This is a genomic window from Streptomyces sp. NPDC004266 (assembly GCF_042874095.1).
In the GTDB taxonomy this organism is placed as follows: domain Bacteria; phylum Actinomycetota; class Actinomycetes; order Streptomycetales; family Streptomycetaceae; genus Streptomyces.
In genome coordinates this window covers 17,275-33,735 of the sequence record NZ_JBIAMM010000016.1, presented here as the reverse complement: position 1 = coordinate 33,735, position 16,461 = coordinate 17,275, and the positions used below count along the sequence as shown (strand labels likewise).

15 protein-coding genes and 1 tRNA gene are annotated in these 16,461 nt (G+C 73.0%); 5 read left to right on the top strand and 11 right to left on the bottom strand.

Going from position 1 to position 16,461, the window contains the following annotated elements; genetic code table 11:
• A complete protein-coding gene (locus ACFYUZ_RS31305; protein WP_389314893.1) occupies positions 1 to 573 on the bottom strand; it encodes a TetR/AcrR family transcriptional regulator in 573 nt (190 codons plus the stop codon).
• Positions 574 to 736: 163 nt separating this feature from the next.
• Here ACFYUZ_RS31305 and ACFYUZ_RS31300 point away from each other — a divergent pair, with 163 nt between their 5' ends.
• Positions 737 to 4,042, top strand: a complete 3,306-nt coding sequence (locus ACFYUZ_RS31300; protein WP_389314891.1) for a S41 family peptidase — start codon at positions 737 to 739, stop codon at positions 4,040 to 4,042.
• Positions 4,043 to 4,102: 60 nt separating this feature from the next.
• On the opposite strand, the gene ACFYUZ_RS31295 is transcribed toward ACFYUZ_RS31300, so the two are convergent.
• On the bottom strand, positions 4,103 to 4,603 hold the full coding sequence (locus tag ACFYUZ_RS31295; RefSeq protein ID WP_225803021.1) for a GNAT family N-acetyltransferase: 501 nt from the start codon (positions 4,601 to 4,603) through the stop codon (positions 4,103 to 4,105).
• A gap of 115 nt (positions 4,604 to 4,718) precedes the next feature.
• On the opposite strand from ACFYUZ_RS31295, the gene ACFYUZ_RS31290 reads away from it, so the two are divergent.
• Positions 4,719 to 6,857, top strand: coding sequence for an FG-GAP repeat domain-containing protein (locus ACFYUZ_RS31290; RefSeq protein ID WP_389314889.1), 2,139 nt, complete (start codon positions 4,719 to 4,721; stop codon positions 6,855 to 6,857).
• A gap of 68 nt (positions 6,858 to 6,925) precedes the next feature.
• Here the strand turns inward: ACFYUZ_RS31290 and ACFYUZ_RS31285 are convergent, their stop codons facing one another.
• The 4 genes from ACFYUZ_RS31285 to ACFYUZ_RS31270 form a co-directional block, all read right to left on the bottom strand.
• Complete coding sequence (locus ACFYUZ_RS31285; RefSeq protein ID WP_389314887.1) at positions 6,926 to 7,111, bottom strand: hypothetical protein; 186 nt, start codon at positions 7,109 to 7,111, stop codon at positions 6,926 to 6,928.
• A gap of 109 nt (positions 7,112 to 7,220) precedes the next feature.
• Positions 7,221 to 8,111 carry an SDR family oxidoreductase gene (locus ACFYUZ_RS31280; RefSeq protein WP_389314885.1) on the bottom strand — a complete coding sequence of 297 codons (891 nt, stop codon included), beginning with the start codon at positions 8,109 to 8,111 and terminating at the stop codon, positions 7,221 to 7,223.
• The gene (locus ACFYUZ_RS31275) at positions 8,108 to 9,025 is read right to left on the bottom strand and encodes an alpha/beta fold hydrolase (protein ID WP_389314883.1); all 918 of its coding nucleotides are present in this window, start codon (positions 9,023 to 9,025) and stop codon (positions 8,108 to 8,110) included. The genes ACFYUZ_RS31280 and ACFYUZ_RS31275 overlap by 4 nt, the downstream gene beginning before the upstream one ends.
• Positions 9,022 to 10,542, bottom strand: a complete 1,521-nt coding sequence (locus ACFYUZ_RS31270; protein ID WP_389314882.1) for a flavin-containing monooxygenase — start codon at positions 10,540 to 10,542, stop codon at positions 9,022 to 9,024. Before ACFYUZ_RS31270 ends, ACFYUZ_RS31275 begins: the two co-directional genes overlap by 4 nt.
• A gap of 235 nt (positions 10,543 to 10,777) precedes the next feature.
• On the opposite strand from ACFYUZ_RS31270, the gene ACFYUZ_RS31265 reads away from it, so the two are divergent.
• Together ACFYUZ_RS31265 and ACFYUZ_RS31260 are read left to right on the top strand one after the other, a co-directional pair.
• On the top strand, positions 10,778 to 11,398 hold the full coding sequence (locus ACFYUZ_RS31265; protein ID WP_389315186.1) for a MerR family transcriptional regulator: 621 nt from the start codon (positions 10,778 to 10,780) through the stop codon (positions 11,396 to 11,398).
• Between the two features lie 629 nt (positions 11,399 to 12,027).
• The gene (locus ACFYUZ_RS31260; protein WP_389314880.1) at positions 12,028 to 12,393 is read left to right on the top strand and encodes a hypothetical protein; all 366 of its coding nucleotides are present in this window, start codon (positions 12,028 to 12,030) and stop codon (positions 12,391 to 12,393) included.
• 151 nt (positions 12,394 to 12,544) lie between these two features.
• On the opposite strand, the gene xth is transcribed toward ACFYUZ_RS31260, so the two are convergent.
• A complete protein-coding gene (xth, locus tag ACFYUZ_RS31255) occupies positions 12,545 to 13,348 on the bottom strand; it encodes an exodeoxyribonuclease III (RefSeq protein WP_389314878.1) in 804 nt (267 codons plus the stop codon).
• 50 nt (positions 13,349 to 13,398) lie between these two features.
• Between xth and ACFYUZ_RS31250 the strand changes: the two genes are divergently transcribed.
• Complete coding sequence (locus ACFYUZ_RS31250) at positions 13,399 to 13,878, top strand: GNAT family N-acetyltransferase (protein ID WP_389314877.1); 480 nt, start codon at positions 13,399 to 13,401, stop codon at positions 13,876 to 13,878.
• A 103-nt stretch (positions 13,879 to 13,981) separates the two neighbouring features.
• Here ACFYUZ_RS31250 and ACFYUZ_RS31245 read toward each other — a convergent pair.
• The 4 genes from ACFYUZ_RS31245 to ACFYUZ_RS31230 all read right to left on the bottom strand — a co-directional run bounded on the left by ACFYUZ_RS31245 (position 13,982) and on the right by ACFYUZ_RS31230 (position 16,400).
• Positions 13,982 to 14,055 (bottom strand) — tRNA-Ala (locus ACFYUZ_RS31245).
• Between the two features lie 95 nt (positions 14,056 to 14,150).
• On the bottom strand, positions 14,151 to 15,185 hold the full coding sequence (gene glpR / locus ACFYUZ_RS31240) for a gephyrin-like molybdotransferase receptor GlpR (RefSeq protein WP_389314875.1): 1,035 nt from the start codon (positions 15,183 to 15,185) through the stop codon (positions 14,151 to 14,153).
• 136 nt (positions 15,186 to 15,321) lie between these two features.
• Positions 15,322 to 15,933, bottom strand: a complete 612-nt coding sequence (locus ACFYUZ_RS31235) for a GNAT family N-acetyltransferase (RefSeq protein WP_389314873.1) — start codon at positions 15,931 to 15,933, stop codon at positions 15,322 to 15,324.
• Positions 15,930 to 16,400: a molybdenum cofactor biosynthesis protein B gene (locus ACFYUZ_RS31230; RefSeq protein ID WP_389315184.1), complete on the bottom strand. Its 471-nt coding sequence runs from the start codon at positions 16,398 to 16,400 to the stop codon at positions 15,930 to 15,932. The genes ACFYUZ_RS31235 and ACFYUZ_RS31230 overlap by 4 nt, the downstream gene beginning before the upstream one ends.
• Positions 16,401 to 16,461 lie beyond the last annotated feature (61 nt).

Genomic DNA, 16,461 nt, shown 5'->3' with positions numbered 1-16,461 from the left:
TCAGGCGCCGAGTGAGGGGAGCACCACGGCGTCGAAGTAGGCGCTGAGGAAGGCGCGGTCGACCGGCTGGTCCTCGATCAGCGGCCGGGCGATGAACGCACCGATCAGCATGTGCGGGACGAGCTTGAGCGCCGGGTTGTCGGCGTCGACCTCGCCCCTGCGGACCGCTCGGCGCAGCACCTCGTCGAGGCCGTTCATCTCGGGTTCGATGAGCAGCTCGCGCAGCGCCCGGTGCAGTTCGGGGTTGGTGTGGACGGCATGGGCGAGACCCCGCATCAGCGCGGCGTCCTTGTCCATCTGGCAGTCGTCGGTCCGGTCGAGCATCTCCTGGATGTCGCCGCGGAGCGATCCGGTGTCGATCTCGGTGATGTCGACCGGCTTGCCGTGCCGCAGCGCCCGGGCGACCAGCTCGGGCTTGCTCCCCCACTGGCGGTAGAGGGTGGCCTTGCTGGAGTGGGTGCGGGCGGCGACGGCGTCCATGGTGAGGGCGTCGTAGCCGACCTCGCGGAGGAGGTCGAGCACGGCCCCGTACAGCTCGGACTCCCGCTCGGGAGTGAGTCTGCTGCGAGCCATGGCCGGTCTCCGATCCGAACGAAACGGTTTCGTACACCACGACGATATACCCATCCCCTCAGCGAAACGAAACCGTTTCGTACGTGTCGTGGGCCACATCCCCCAGGACGCCCGCATACACGTACGAGTTGCCTCGCCCCCGCTCCGCGGAAAGCATGAACAGGTGAGTGACGACGTCGCGTATCTCCGTTTCCCGCACCTCCACGACGACCTGCTGTGCTTCGCCGCCGAGGACGACCTGTGGATCGCCCCGCTCGCCCCCGAGGGCCACCGCCCCGGCCGGGCCTGGCGCCTCACCGTCGACCGGACGCGGGTCGGCCACCCGCGCTTCTCGCCGGACGGCCGGCACATCGCGTACACGAACTGGCGCAGCCTCGACCCCGAGATCCACCTCGTCCCCATAGACGGCGGCACCGCCCGGCGACTCTCCTACTGGGGCTCCACCGACACCCGGGTCTGCGGCTGGACGCCCCCCGACAAGGACGGCCGCTCCGACATCCTCGCCGTCTCCTCGCACGGGCAGCCCTTCTCGTACTACTCCTGGGCCTACACCGTCCCCACCGACGGCTCCCCCGGCCTCCGCATGCCCTGGGGCCCCGTCTCGGACATCGCCCTCACCGACGACCCGGCGATCTGCGAGAACGGCGGCGAGCGCCGCACGCTCCTCCTCACCGGCAAGCCGCCGCACGAACCGGCCTCCTGGAAGCGGTACCGGGGCGGCGCCACCGGCCGCCTCTGGCTCCACGGGGAGCGGCTGCTGCCCGACATCGGCGGCCACCTCGACGCCCCCATGGTCGTCGACGGCCGGATCGCCTTCCTCTCCGACCACGAGGGCATCGGCAACCTCTACTCCTGCCTGCCCGACGGCACCGACCTGCGCCGCCACACCGACCACGACGACTTCTACGCCCGGCACGCCTCCAGCGACGGGCACCGGGTCGTCTACCAGTGCGCGGGCGAACTGTGGATCGTCGACGCCCTCACCGCCGACTCCCGCCCCCGCCGACTGGAGGTGCGGCTCGGCGGCCAGCGCGTCGGCCGCCGCTCCTACCAGGTGCCGGCCGCCCACCACGTCGACGCCGTCTCCGTCGACGAGACCGGCCGGGCCTCCGCCGTCTCCGTGCGCGGCAGCCTCTACTGGCTCACCCACCGCGACGGCCCCGCCCGCACCATCGTCGACACCCCGGGCGTCCGCGTCCGGCTCCCCGAGATGCTCGGCAGCAGCGGCCAGGTCGTCTACGTCACCGACGCCGAGGGCGAGGACGCCGTCGAGGTCGCCTACCTGCCGCGCGCCAGCGGCGACCGGCCGCCCCGCCGGCTCGCCTCGGGCGACCTCGGCCGGGTCGAGGAACTGGTGTCCGACCCGGACGGCGAGCGGCTCGCGATCGCCTCCCACGACGGCCGGCTCCTCCTCCTCGACGCCACCGAGGAGTCCGACGGCGAGGTCACCGAGCTGATCAGGTCCGTCAACGGACCCGTCCGCGACCTCGCCTTCTCCCCCGACGGCGACTGGCTGACCTGGTCCCACCCGGGCATCGGGCGCTCCCTGCGCTCCATCAAGATGGCCCGGATCTCCGGCTCCGGCCCCCGCACCGTCGTCGACGTCACCAACGGCCGCTTCGAGGACGAGAACCCGGTCTTCACCCGCGACGGCCGCTACCTCGCCTTCCTCTCCTGGCGCGGCTTCGACCCGGTGTACGACGTGCACACCGGCGACCTGTCCTTCCCGCTCGGCTGCCGCCCCTACCTCGTCCCGCTCTCCTCCGCCACGCCCTCCCCCTTCGCGCTCCTCCCCGACGGGCGCCCGGCGGCCGGCGGCCTCGACCCCGCCGACGACGACACCGAGAACGCCGACGGAACGGTCACCGTCGAGATCGAGGGGCTGCCCGACCGGGTCACGCCCTTCCCGGTCGCCGCCTCCAAGTACTCGGCGCTGCACCCGGTCAGCGGCGGCGGCCTGGTCTGGCTGCGCTGGCCCATCTCGGGCGCGCTCGGCGAGACCTTCGCCAATCCCGCCGACACCTCGGGCAAGCCCACCCTGGAGCACTTCTCCATCACCAAGGCCCGCAGGAGCGAACTCGCCAAGGACCTCGACTGGTTCGCGGTCAGCGGCGACGGCACCCGGCTCGTCGTCGCCGACGAGGGCGAGCTGCGGGCCGTGCCCGCCACCGAGCCCGGCGACGGCGACTCCACCGTCTACCTGGACCTGCGGCGCATCCTGCACGAGATCGACCCCGGCGCCGAATGGCGGCAGGCCTTCGACGAGGCCGGGCGGATCGTCCGCGCCTACTTCTGGGAGCCCGACATGGGCGGTGTCGACTGGACGGCCGTCCTCGACCAGTACCGCCCCCTCGTCGAACGGGTCGCCTCCCCCGACGAGTTCGCCGACCTGCTCCGCGAGGTGATGGGCGAACTCGGCACCTCCCACGCGTACGTCACCCCCGCCCGCCGCAACGAGGGCCCGCCGCACTACCAGCGGCCCATGGGCCTCCTCGGGGCCAACCTCGTGCCCCGCGAGGCCGGCTGGACCGTGAAGCGCATCCTGCCCGGCGAGTCCTCCGACTCCAAGGCCCGCTCCCCGCTCGCCGGCACCGGCATCCGCGAGGGCGCCGTCCTCACCCACGTCGACGGCCGGCCCGTCGATCCGGTCGCCGGCCCGTACCCACTGCTCTCCGGCACCGGCGGCACCACCGTCGAGCTCACCTTCACCCCCGCCGAGGGCGAGGGGCGCGCCCGCCGCGTCGCCGTCGTCCCGCTCATCGACGAGCGCCCCCTGCGCTACCAGGACTGGGTAGCCAAGCGCCGTGCGGTCGTCCGCGAGGTCAGCGGCGGGCGCTGCGGCTACCTCCACATCCCCGACATGGGCGGCTCCGGCTGGGCCCAGTTCAACCGCGACCTGCGCATGGAGGTCTCCCGGCCCGCGCTCATCGTCGACGTCCGCGGCAACGCCGGCGGGAACATCAGCGAACTCGTCATCGAGAAACTGACCCGCCGGATCCTCGGCTGGGACCTCACCCGGAACGCCCAGCCCGTCAGTTACGCCTCCAACGCCCCGCGCGGCCCCGTCGTCGCCCTCGCCGACGAGGCCACCTCCTCCGACGGCGACATGATCACCGCCGCCTTCAAGCTCCTCGGCCTCGGTCCCGTCGTCGGGCAGCGCACCTGGGGCGGGGTCGTCGGCATGACCGGCCGCCACCGGCTCGGCGACGGCACCCAGATCACGGTGCCGATGAACGCGGCCTGGTTCCCCGAATACGGCTGGTCCCTGGAGAACCACGGCGTCGAACCCGACCTCGCGATCCTCCGCACCCCCCTCGACTGGGCCGAGGGCCGGCACGCCCAGCTCGACGACGCGGTCCACGTCGCCCTCGCCCTCCTCGACGAGACCCCGGCGGCGAGCCCCCCGGGCTACGAGTCCCTCCCGGACCGCTCCCGCCCGAAACTGCCGCCGAGGCCGGAGAACGGCTAGGCCGTGTCCGGAAAGTAACGCCGTCTGCCCGGAGGGCAGCCGGGACTTTCCGGACACGGCCTAGGAGACCGGAGCCAGTTCCAGCTCGTACGCGGTGCCCGGTTCGCCGTCGTCGAGCGTCACCCCGCCCACGGCCCCGAACCCGGCGCGGGCGAGCACGGCGCTCGACGCGTCGTTGCCCAGGGTCACGACGGCGGTGAGCCGGCTCAGCCCGTACTCCTCGACGGCCAGCCGGCACACCTCCCGCACCCCCCGGGTCGCGAGCCCCCGTCCGGTCGCCTTCTCGGCGAGGCGGTAGCCGAGCTCGGCGCTGCCCGCGACGGGGTCCACCTCGACGAGGTTGACCCGGCCGACGATCTCCCCGCCCTCGGCGACGAGCACATGGAAGTGGATCTCCCCCGCCTCCTGCGCCTCGATCAGCTCCCGGAGCCTGTCGTCGAACTCCTCGAAGTACGCGTCGCCCCGGTCGGGCACCCGCGCGGCGAAGAACCCCCGGTTCTCCCGCTCGAAGGCGAGCAGGGCGGGGGCGTGATCGGGTCGGAGTCTCTCGAGTACGGCCATGCCCGCCACCGTACGAAGATCCGCCGCCGGACGCGTACAACTTTTCGGCCCGCCGCAGGTCTGAACGGGTGTGGCGCGGAGTGCGCCGGTGTTCAGGAGAAAGAGGAATCCGAACGTGCCTCGTGCTCGCTCGACGCGCCGGCGGCTGGTCGCCGCCGTCTCCACCGTCCTCGCCGTCACCCTCGGCGCGGGCGCCCTCGCCGTCCCGGCGAGCGCCGCCCCCGTGGCAGGGACGGCGGCCGTCACGGCACAGACCGCCACGGCGCCGATCCCGTTCCCGAAGGGTCACAAGCTGGCCGACGCCGGTGTGAAGGGCTTCCTCACCCGTTCCGCGGACGGGCTCCAGACCCGTTTCGCCTGGTACGCGGGCGGCACCGCGTCCGGTTACGGCAGCCGTACGTACCTTCGGTCCACCCGGACCAACGACTTCCTGGTCTTCGCCGAGCACTACAAGGTCACGCTCCGGGACCTGACGACGATGGGGATCCGCGAGGTCGCCCTCGACCCGCTGACGAACAAGTCCACGTACGTCGGCTCCGCCGCGGACGCCGTCTTCACCACCGACGGCACGGACCTGCTCAAGCACACCATCGCGGGCGGCACAGGCCACGTGGCGGGCCTGCCGACCGGCGCCACCGCCGTCACGATCCAGCCGGGCACCCCCGACGACGCCCTGGTCCAGTTCACCGTGGACAGCGTGCGGAAATGGGCGCTGCTCGACCTCGCCACCGACACGATCGGCAAGGGCTTCGACCTCCCCGCGGGCGCCACGCTCAGCGCCGTCTCCGCGACGCACGTCGCCTGGGCCAAGGGCGACGCCAACACCCGTGCGGCGGTCTTCGTCATGGACCGGGCCACCGAAGCCGTCCAGGAGGTGCCCGTCGAGCAGCCGGTACAGGGCGAGTTCCTGGTCCGCCTGGTCGGCGGCTGGGTCGTGTACGGCGCCGGAGGCGCCTTCGAGGACTACACCCCGCTGGGCCCCGTCACCGCGTACCACCTGGCCACGAAGACGAAGACGAAGCTGCTCGACCACATGACCTCGGCCGCCACGGCCGGCGACGGCAGCCTGTACGTGCGGGGCGGCAGCGTCGCCCAGGGCGAGGGCATGTACAAGATCACGGCGACGGGGGACGACGCCCCCGCCGTCACCCTGGTGGCGAGCACCGGTGAGTCCACCGCGCTGCAGATCACGGGCAACGACGTGCCCGCCACGGTCGACCTCGACAAGAACGGCGGGAAGGCGAAGTTCACCTGGACCCTGTCCCGGCCCGGCGCGAACGTGCAGCTCAGGGTGTGGCACACCCGGACCGGGGCGGACTACAGGGCCTACGACTACCCGCAGGACACCACGCAGACGACCTTCGAGTGGCAGGGCTCGTACAACGGCGACTACACGTGGGAGCTGACCGCCCAGCCCACCAACTTCATCGGCCCGGCCGCGATCGCGACCGGTTCGTTCACGGCCACCCGCACGCCCAAGCCGCACGACTTCGACGACGACGGCTCCCCCGATGTCTTCCTGAGGGACACCTCCGGCCGGCTGTGGCGTGCGAACACCACGTACAACGACCAGCTCAAGGCCTACGAGCGCCGGCTGATCGGACCGGGCTGGCAGATCTACGACCGGATCGAGGTCACCGGGGACGTCGCCGGTTCGCCCGTCGCCGACCTCGTCTCCCGGGACAGGACGGGCGTCCTCTGGCTGCACCAGGGCGACGGCCGTGGCGGCTTCGCCCCCCGGATCAGCGTGGGCGGCGGCTGGCAGGTCTACAACCAGCTCGCGGGCGGCAGCGACCTGACCGGTGACGGCCGGGCCGACCTGGTCGGCCTCGACAAGGCCGGCGACCTGTGGCTGCACAAAGGCACCGGCGCCGCCACGACCCCCTTCGCCGCCCGCAAGAAGATCGGCTACGGCTGGGGCGTCTACAACCAGTTGGCCGCCGTCGGCGACATCGCGGGCGGACCGGCCGGAGACCTGGTCGCCCGGGACGCGGCCGGCGTCCTCTGGCTCTACCTCGGCAAGGGCGACGGCACCTTCGCCGCCCGGACCCGGATCGGCGGCGGCTGGAACACCTACCAGCACCTCGTCGGCGTCGGTGACGCGAACCGGGACGGCCGCCCCGACCTGGTCGGCTTCGGCGCGCAGGGCCAGTACCTCTACCGCGGCACCGGCAACTGGCAGGCCCCGTTCCTCGGCCCGCAGGGCGCGGTCCTGACCTCCCCCTACGACGGTCCGTACGACGGCGTCGCCTGACCTTCCGCGCGGACGCGCGAAGGCGCACCCGGTCTCCCGGGTGCGCCTCCTTCAAGGACAGGCCGACGTCAGGCGTCGCGGCCCTGGCCCATGCGGTCCTGGGCCTCCTGCTGGAGCCGGCGCCTCTCCTCGTCGGAGCGCTCGCGGCCCTGGGAGGCACGCTCGGACGCCTCGTCCTTCGCCCTGCCGGAGGCCCGCTTGGCCTCGTCCTTGAGGTCCTGCGCCTTGCCCTTGATCTGGTCCTTCATGCCCATGAAAGTTCACTCCTAGACGGGTGAGGGGGGCCGGGGGCGGGGTGCCCCTCCGGCCTCGACCAGCCTCGCACGAGCGAACATTCCACGCATTTCGATCAGTTACGGAGGGCTACCGCGCGGAGGGGCCCTCCGCCCGCGCCTGCTCGTCGGCCGCCCCGCCCGCGCCCACCAGTCCCTTGGAGACCGAGCCCAGGCGCGGCTCGAAGCGCCGCATCTCCCGCTGCCCCACCGTGGCGATCAGACTCGGCAGATAGCCGCGGACCGACTGCATCCCGCGCAGCCACCACTGGGCGTACACATGGGCCGAGCGCCGCTCGATGCCCGCCACGATCCGGTCGACGGCCGGGCCCAGGGGGTACGTGCGGTTCGAGGGCCACGGCAGCCGCTGCCGCAGCTCCTTCATCACGTCGTCCTGGTCCGCGCCCCGCACCATGTCCGTGTCGGTCCAGGACAGATAACCGACGCCGACCTTCACGCCCTTGTAGGCGACCTCGGCGCGCAGGCTGTGCGCGAAGGCCTCGACGCCCGACTTCGAGGCGCAGTACGCCGTCATCATCGGGGCGGGGGTGATCGCGGCGAGCGAGGCGATCTGGAGGAAGTACCCGCGCGACTCCATGAGGACGGGCAGGAAGGCCCGGCCGGTGACGGCGCCGCCGATGAGGTTGACCTCGATGACGCGCCGCCAGGCGACCGGGTCGGAGTCGACGAACGGACCGCCCGCCGCCACGCCGGCGTTGGCGACGACGATGTCCACCTTCCCGAACCGCTCCTTCACCTCCGCCGCGACCCGGGCCATCGCCTCGTGGTCGGTGACGTCGGCGTGCCACCAGTCGGCCTCCGTGTGCAGCCGCCCGGCGACCTCCTTGAGCTGCTCCGGCTCCAGGCCGACGAGGGCGATCTTCGCGCCGCGCGCCGAGAGCTTGCGGGCGAGGAGCTCCCCGACCCCCCGGGCCCCGCCGGTGACGACCGCGACCTGTCCTTCCAGGCTCACCCTGCTCATGCCCCTGCCTCCTCGTTCTCCTTCACGCCCAGGTACGTGAGGGTCAGTTCGCGGATCTGCGCGGTGACGGCCTCCGGGGCCTCCACCGGCGTCATGTGGCCCATGCCGGCCAGCTCGACGAGCCCCGTGCAGTGCGGCAGCGCCTCCGCCATCGCGCGGGAGTGGACGGCCGGCGTGAGCCGGTCGGCGGTGCCGACGAGCACGGCCGACGGCACCCGGAGCTCCCGCAGCCCCGCCTCCAGGTCGAGCCCGGCCAGGACCTGCGACCAGCCGTACCGGGCGCCGCGCGGGCAGGCGTGCACGATCCGCGCACAGGCCTCGACCCGCTCCGGCGCCGAACCCGGGCCCATCGTCGCGTACTTCAGGATCTTCTTCGACACGGCGTTGACCGGGCCGAGCGGTGCCTTCGCGCCGAGGACGGCCGCCGTCAGCCGGCTCCGCAGCCCGCCGGGCCGCAGCGGTACGACGGTGGCCTCGGCGGTCAGCCGCGAGGGGCCCGTGGAGCAGAGCAGGACGGCGGCGGTGTGCTGCCGGAAGCCGGGCCGCCCGGCGGCCGCCATGATCGTCATGCCGCCCATGGAGTGGCCGGCCAGGACGGCCCGCTCGCCGGGACCGAGGGTGGCCGCGAGCACCGCCTCCAGGTCGTCGGCGAGCGCCGTCGTCGAGTAGCCCGAGCCGCCGGTCGCGGCGGGCACCGGGGACCGGCCGTGGCCGCGCTGGTCGTAGGCGATGACCCGGTGGTCGGCGGCGAGGGACCGTATCTGTTCGGCCCAGAAGGCGATCGAGCAGGTCCAGCCGTGGGACAGGACCACGGCGGGCGCGCCCTCGGGACCGTACACCTCGACGTGGATCGGGGAACCGTCGGCGGAGACGGCGGTGAGCGCGCGGGGCGCGGGAAGGCTCTGGAGCGTCACTTGGCGGTCTCCTTCTTCCGGGTGCGGGCGGGCTTGGAGGCAGGCTCGGACGCGCGGACCACCTCGTACTCGGAGAGGTCGACCTGCCGGGTCTCGCGCCGGAACTCGGCCGTGGTGCCCGGCCACAGGGTGGTGTTGCGGCCGTTGGCGTCGAGGTACCAGCTGTCGCAGCCGCCCGCCTTCCACACGGTCCGCTCCATCCGGGCCTGGACCTTGCGGTTCCAGGCGTTCACCGCGGAGGGGCGGACGGCGAGGGCGGTGCGGCCGCCCAGCAGGTCGAGCTGGCGGAGGTAGTCGGCCATGTAGTTCAGCTGGGACTCGATCATGAGGATCATGGAGGAGTTCCCGAGGCCGGTGTTCGGCCCGATGATCATCATGAGGTTGGGGAAGCCGCCGGCGGTGGCCCCGCGCAGCACCTGGACCCCGTCCTTCCAGGACTCGGCGAGGGTGTGCCCCTCGGCGCCGACGACGCGCTCGGCGATCGGGATGTCGGTGACGTGGAAGCCCGTGCCGAAGACGATCGCGTCGACCTCGGTCTCGGTGCCGTCGGCGGCCACCACGGTCGAGCCGCGGACCTCGCGCAGCCCGGCGGCGACGACGTCGACGTTGGGCCGGGCGAGCGCCGGGTAGTACGTGTTGGAGAGCAGGATGCGCTTGCAGCCGATGCGGTACGAGGGCGTCAGCTTGGCCCTCAGCTCCGGGTCCTTGATGGACCGGGCGATGTTGGCCTTGGCGAGCTTCTCGACCAGGCCCAGCTCGCCCGGGTGCTTGGTGAAGGCGCCGACCTGGAGCTCGCGGATGCCCCAGAGGAGGCCCCGGCGCAGGGTGGCCGTGGCGGGGAGCGTGCGGTGCAGCCAGCGCTCGGCGCCGCTGATCGCGCGGTCCATGCGGGGCATGACCCACGGGGGCGTGCGCTGGAAGAGGGTGAGCCTGCCGACCTCGCGCTGGATCTCGGGCACGATCTGGATGGCGGAGGCGCCGGTGCCGACCATGGCGACGCGCTTGCCCCGGAGGTCGTAGTCGTGGTCCCAGCGGGCCGAGTGGAAGACCTTGCCGGGGAAGTCGGCGAGGCCCGGGATGTCGGGGATCCGGGGGTCGGAGAGCGGCCCGCCGGCGGAGACGAGGACCTCGGCGCTGAAGGTGCCGCCGCTGGTCTCGATCTCCCAGCGCAGCGCCTCCGCGTCCCACCGCGCCTTCAGCATCTCGTGGTTCAGCCGGAGGTGCGGACGGATCCCGAAGGTGTCCGTGACGTGCTCCAGGTAGGCGCGGATGTGGCGCTGTCCGGAGAAGGTGCGGGGCCAGTCCGGGTTGGGCGCGAAGGAGAAGGAGTAGAGGTGGGAGGGGACGTCGCAGGCGCAGCCGGGGTAGCTGTTGTCGCGCCAGGCGCCGCCCACCGAGTCGGCCCGCTCCAGGACGACGAAGTCGGTGATCCCCTCGCGGCGGAGCCGGACGGCGGCCCCGATGCCGCCGAATCCCGACCCGATCACCGCCACCCGTACGTGCTCGTGCTTCGCCATGCCGCCTCCCGTGCGCCCGGCCAAGATTCCGCCAGCAATCACTGGCACAGTCGGGACTGTAGAGCAGCTCCATACCGAGCGGTAGGGGTACGACGAGGGAAAGTTACCGGCGGTACAACATAGGCTTGCGGCTGTGGCAGAAGGATCACGTCCCGAGACGGGCGCACAGGACGACCCGCGCGAGGCGGCGAACGGCGGCACGGGCGACGGCACACCCGGGCCCCGCGAGTACCGCATGGACGAGCTCGCCGCCGCCGCCGGCATCACCGTGCGGACCCTGCGCTTCTACCGCGAGCGCGGACTGATCCCGCCGCCCCGCCGCGAGGGCCGGATCGCCTGGTACGACGACAACCACCTGGCCCGGCTGCGCACCATCGCCGCCCTCCTGGAGCGGGGCCACACCCTCAACGGCATCGCCGACCTCACCACCGCCTTCGAGAGCGGCCGGGGCGTCCGCGAGGTCCTCGCCCTCCCCGCCCCCTCCGAGGAGGAGCCTGTCCGCCTCACCCCCGAGGAGCTCGCCGACCACTTCGCCGGCGAGGTCACCGCCGAGAACCTCGCCGCCGCGCTCGACCTCGGCTACCTCGTCACCGACGGCGAGGAGATCATCCACATCAGCCGCCGGCTGCTCGACGTCTCCGCCGCCCTGGTCCGGGAGGGCGTCCCCCTCGCCGAGGTCCTCAAGGCGGGCGCCCGGGTCCGCGAGCACGCCGACGCCCTCGCCGCGCTCTTCACCGAACTCCTGCGCGCCCACACGGCCGAGGACGATCTGGACAGGCTGCGCCCGCTCGCCAAGAGCGTGGTGGAGGCCGAGCTGTCGATGGCGCTCGACCGGCACCTGCGCGAGACCCCCTGAGACGCCCGCCGCCCCTCGTGCGGCCCCTCCCGACGCCCTCATGATCGCCTGACGGGTTCTTCGACGGTTCCTCACGACCCCGGCCCCACCGCCGGTCCGCCCGCCGCGCACGCGCCGGGCCGGGGCCGGCCGACGGTCGCCCCCGTGTGGGCGACGGCGGCCGGGGCGGGGGCGACGCTGGTGATCGGGATGCTCGCGGGGCTCCGGCCGGCGGTACGGGCGGGCCGTCTGCCGCCGACGGCGGCCCCCGCCGGCACCTGACGCGCCCTCGGGAAGCGGCCAACCTGGCCGGGGTTCCGCCCCGCGCCCCGATGGCCGCTTCCCGTCGTCTCCCGCGGGACGGAATCGGGGAATCCGGCGGACCGGAAGTCCTTTCCCCCTTCCTCCGCTCCCCGTCACGGCTCCGGAATCCCGGCGACCGGAGGTGGCCGGCGTTTTCCCGCGCCGCGCCCGACAGTCCTGAAGCGCCTCCCCGGCCCCGCCGGAAACGCATCGCCGAAAAGCAGCCGCCGCGGCGGCCTCCCATTGAACGCATTCTCTCCGTCGGGCAATTCTTTCCCCGCGCTCGAACGAACCGGCCCGTCCCGCGCAGCGCCGGACGGGAACGACCAGGAGTTCAGGAGAGATCGATGCGTCTTCGGACGAAGCTCGCCGCGGTGGCCGTCGGTGCCGTCGCGGCCACCGGCGGCCTTGTCCTGCCGACCACGGCGGCGGTGGCCGCGCCGGAGGGCGCGACCGCCTGCTCCACCCCCGGCTGGTCGAACCGGGACGGCCATGCCGGCAGCACGAACACGGACGGCGTGAACATCCGCACCGGCCCGACGACCGAGTGCGTCTCGCTCGGCCAGGCGCAGGCGAGCCACAGCCTCACCCTGCACTGCTGGGTGGCCGGCCAGGACGGCACGTGGTCGCACGTCCAGGACAACACCACCGGCGTCGGGGGCTGGATCAAGGACAACCTGCTGAACGGTTACGGGTCCAGCCTTCCCTGCTGATCCCGCGCTCGGTCGCCGGCCCCGCCCCGCGGGGCCGGCGGCACCACCGTGGACACGGACCCCGCGCCCATCCCGGACGCCACCTCGACGGCTCCCTGATGGTCCGCCACGATCTGCCGGGCGATCGAGGGCCCGAGCCCGCTGCCGGTCACTACACGTCGAACACGGCGGTCACGGGTGCGTGATCACTCCACCGCTCCGCGTGGCTCGCCGCCCGCTCCACGTACGCCTTCACGCACCGCTCGGCCAGGCGAGGTGAACTGACGAGCAGGTCGATCCGCCAGCCGGTGTCGTTGTCGAAGGCGCGTCCGCGGTAGGACCACCAGGAGTAGGGCCCCTCCTGCTCGGGGTGCAGCCGCCGCACGACGTCCACGTAGCCCCCGTCGCCCTCGTCGAGGACCCGGCTCAGCCACTCGCGCTCCTCGGGGAGGAACCCGGCGTTCTTCTTGTTGGCCTTCCAGTTCTTGAGGTCGGCCTCGCGGTGGGCGATGTTCCAGTCGCCGCAGACGACGACCTCGCGCCCGTCGGCGGCGGCCCGGGTCCTGAGCTCCTTCAGGTACGGCAGGAATTCGCCCATGAAGCGGTACTTCTCGTCCTGGCGCTCGGTGCCGACCTCGCCGGAGGGCAGGTAGAGGCTGGCGACGGTCACGCCGGGCAGGTCGGCCTCGACGTACCGGCCGCTGGAGTCGAACTCGGCGGAACCGAAGCCGATGCGCACGGCGTCGGGCTCGCGGCGCGTGTAGAGGGAGACGCCGGCGCGGCCCTTGGCGGCGGCGGGTGCGTGGACGGTGAACCAGCCCTCGGGCGCCCCCACCCCGGCGGGCAGCTGCGCCTCCTCGGCGCGCACCTCCTGGAGGCAGACGGCGTCGGCGGAGGTGCCGGCCAGCCACTCGACGAAGCCCTTCTTGGCGGCGGCGCGGAGGCCATTGACATTCACGGAGGTCACGGTGAGCATCCCGGGAGAATACCGACACCCGGCGATCGCATACATATACGATTCATTGTATGAACATCCAGCCCACGCCCTATGACCACCCGGACGCCGTCAAACTCAACGACGCGGTGCAGGCCGAGTACGCCGTCCGCTACGGCGACGAGGGCGACGTCACACCGCTGGACGCCGGCATGTTCGTCCCGCCCCGTGGCCTCTACCTCCTCGCGTACGACCCCGAGGGCCGGCCGGTCGCCACGGGCGGCTGGCGCACCCAGGACGAGAACGACGAGGGCTACGCGGACGGCGACGCCGAGCTCAAGCGCATGTACGTGATACCCGAGGCCCGCGGCCTGGGACTGGCCCGCCGCATCCTCGCGGCCCTCGAAGCCGACGCCCGCGCCGCCGGCCGCGTCCGCATGGTCCTGGAGACGGGCACCGCCCAGCCGGAGGCCATCGCCCTCTACGCCTCCAGCGGCTACGAGCCCTGCGCCAAGTTCGGCCACTACCGCCACTACCCCAGCAGCCGCTGCTTCGCGAAGCCCCTGGTCTGAGGCCGCCGCTGACCCGCGCTCAACAAGCGCGGGCCGGTGCGCCGTCCCCGGGGAAAGCAGAGATCCCGCCCGATCTTGCGATCGGACGGGATCTCCGTGTCTGTGGACCTGTGGGGATTTGAACCCCAGACCCCCTCGATGCGAACGAGGTGCGCTACCAGACTGCGCCACAGGCCCTTGCGACGTGTGAAACATTAGCATCCCGATCGGGAAGAACAAAAATCGCTTCCGTCCCAGGTCAGCCGGGGGCCGTCGCGGGCCCCCGGCCGGGGTCATTCGTTGGCCGCCCGGGGGCGGTCCTCGTCCGCGTACTGGTCGAAGAGCGGGGTGCGACCGTGGTCGCGGCCGCGGCGGGGCTGGGCGGGGCGCTGGCGGGGCGCCGGGGACGGGGCGGGGGTCGGGTCGGCCGCCGTGGAGGAGCGGGCCGCGCTCCAGGTCTCCGGGTCCGTGATGTCGATGCCGCTCGTGGCGCGCGGGGCGACCGGGGCGGTGACGTACGTGGGGAGCGGCACCGGGACCGGGTCCCAGCTGTCGCCGCGGGCCGGCCCGCGCTCGCGCTGCTGGTCCACCCACTCCGCGTGGTCGGTCTGTTCGACCAGGGCGCGCCGGTCCGCCTCCTGCGGCGAGACCGCCGGGGCCACCGGGGCCGGGTCGGCCTCCGGCTCCGGGGTCGGGACCGGGCGGCGGCTCTCGCGCAGACGGGCGGCGGCCGCTTCGGCGCGCCGCCGGTCCATCACGTACACGAAGCGGCGCCGCTCCTGGATCCGCAGGTGCACGATGTACGCGCTGAGGAGCAGCGCCGGGACCGCCGGGGCCCACAGGAAGGCGACGCCGCCGACGGCCGCGACGACCGCGCCGAGGGTGAAGGCGGCGAAGAGGAGCGTCGTGGTCCGGCGGCGCCGGGCGAGGACCTTGCCCCGGCGGGCGCGCTCGGCGGCGCCGGGGGCGGGCCGGGCCGGTGCGGGGCCGGGGGCCGGCTCCGGGCCGGGTTCCGGGAGTTCCAGGCGCGCTTCCGTCCTGGCCGCGGGCGCGGAGAAGGCCCGGACGTCGACCGAGCTCAGATGCTCGGTCTCCGCGTCCGGGTCCACGTCGGGCGTCGGTCCCTCCGCCGCAAGGTCCCGCTGCTTGAGCTCCTTGGCGTACCGGCGCTCCATGCCCGCCCGTCCGGAAAGCAGCCGGATGGCGGTGCTGAAGCGTTCCGTCGGACGGGCTTCGTTCAGCTCGTCCTGCCTGCGGAGCCACATCGGCACCAAGTAGGCGGCCCAGGCCCCGACGATGACTGCGTAGATGAGGCCGCTGCTGCTCACGCTTCACACGGTAGAGGGGTTCCGTAACACGCATCGGCCAATTGGCCCGGTGTGTCGCACGATCTGGCTGATATCACTGAACTTTTTTGTGATTGTTCAGATCGATTGACGCCAACTGACGATTAAATTCGAACACTTATTGCATTCTCGTGTGGTGCCAGCGCCGCAGAAGCCCCTCCGGCACCTCCTCCGCCGTCAGCGCGAAGACCAGATGGTCCCGCCACGCGCCGTCGATGTGGAGATAGCGGGGCCGCAGGCCCTCCTCGCGGAAGCCGAGCTTCTCCACCACCCGGCGCGACGGCCCGTTCTCCGGGCGGATGCACACCTCCATGCGGTGCAGCCCGACCACCCGGAAGCAGTGGTCGACGGCGAGCGCGACCGCCGTCGGCATCACCCCGCGCCCGGCCACCTCGCTGTCCACCCAGTACCCCACGTGCCCCGAGCACATCGAGCCCCAGGTGATCCCGGCCACCGTCAACTGGCCGACGAGCCTCCCCCGGTACTCGATCACGAACGGCAGCATCCGGCCGGCGTTCGCCTCCGACCGCAGGTGGCGCACCATCTGACGGTACGTGGGACGCTGCGCGACCGGAGCGCCCGGAGGCGCCGGCGGAACCGTCGCCTCCCAGGGCCGCAGCCACTCGCGGTTGCGCCGGTTCACCTCGCGCCAGGCCGCCTGGTCGCGCATCTTTATCGGTCGGAGCAGCACCTCGCCGTCGACGAGGACCACCGGCCAGGACGGGATCACGTCGCTCTCGGGTGGTCGCCGCCGCGGATCTGGTCGACGGCGTGGCGCAGGAGCGGCTCCAGGACGGCGAGCCCGTCGCGCACCCCGCCCGGGGACCCCGGCAGGTTCACGATCAGCGTGGAGCCCGCGACCCCGGCCAGACCGCGCGAGAGCGCCGCCGTCGGGACCTTCCCCCGGCCGTACGCGCGGATCGCCTCCGGGATGCCCGGGATCTCCCGCTCCAGGACCCGACGGGTCGCCTCCGGGGTCTCGTCGGTGGGCGAGATGCCCGTGCCGCCGGTGGTGACGATCAGGTCGTACCCGGCGGCGACCCCGGCGCGCAGGGCCGCCTCCACCGGCGCCCCGTCCGGGACGACCTGCGGACCGTCCACGGCGAAGCGCATCCGGGCCAGGCCCTCGGCGATCAGCGGACCGCCCTTGTCCTCGTACACCCCGGCCGATGCCCGGTTGGAGGCGGTGACGACCAGCGCGCGGTAGGCCGCCGCGGGGACCTCCTCGGGCGCGCCGGACGGCGCCTCGTGCTCGTGC

Coding starts and splice junctions, on each gene's coding strand:
- ACFYUZ_RS31305 (WP_389314893.1), bottom strand. CDS start 573: ATGGCTCGCAGCAGACTCACTCCCGAGCGGGAGTCCGAGCTGTACGGG.
- ACFYUZ_RS31295 (WP_225803021.1), bottom strand. CDS start 4,603: ATGGCCGTACTCGAGAGACTCCGACCCGATCACGCCCCCGCCCTGCTC.
- ACFYUZ_RS31285 (WP_389314887.1), bottom strand. CDS start 7,111: ATGGGCATGAAGGACCAGATCAAGGGCAAGGCGCAGGACCTCAAGGAC.
- ACFYUZ_RS31280 (WP_389314885.1), bottom strand. CDS start 8,111: ATGAGCAGGGTGAGCCTGGAAGGACAGGTCGCGGTCGTCACCGGCGGG.
- ACFYUZ_RS31270 (WP_389314882.1), bottom strand. CDS start 10,542: ATGGCGAAGCACGAGCACGTACGGGTGGCGGTGATCGGGTCGGGATTC.
- ACFYUZ_RS31265 (WP_389315186.1), top strand. CDS start 10,778: ATGGACGAGCTCGCCGCCGCCGCCGGCATCACCGTGCGGACCCTGCGC.
- ACFYUZ_RS31260 (WP_389314880.1), top strand. CDS start 12,028: ATGCGTCTTCGGACGAAGCTCGCCGCGGTGGCCGTCGGTGCCGTCGCG.
- xth (WP_389314878.1), bottom strand. CDS start 13,348: ATGCTCACCGTGACCTCCGTGAATGTCAATGGCCTCCGCGCCGCCGCC.
- ACFYUZ_RS31250 (WP_389314877.1), top strand. CDS start 13,399: ATGAACATCCAGCCCACGCCCTATGACCACCCGGACGCCGTCAAACTC.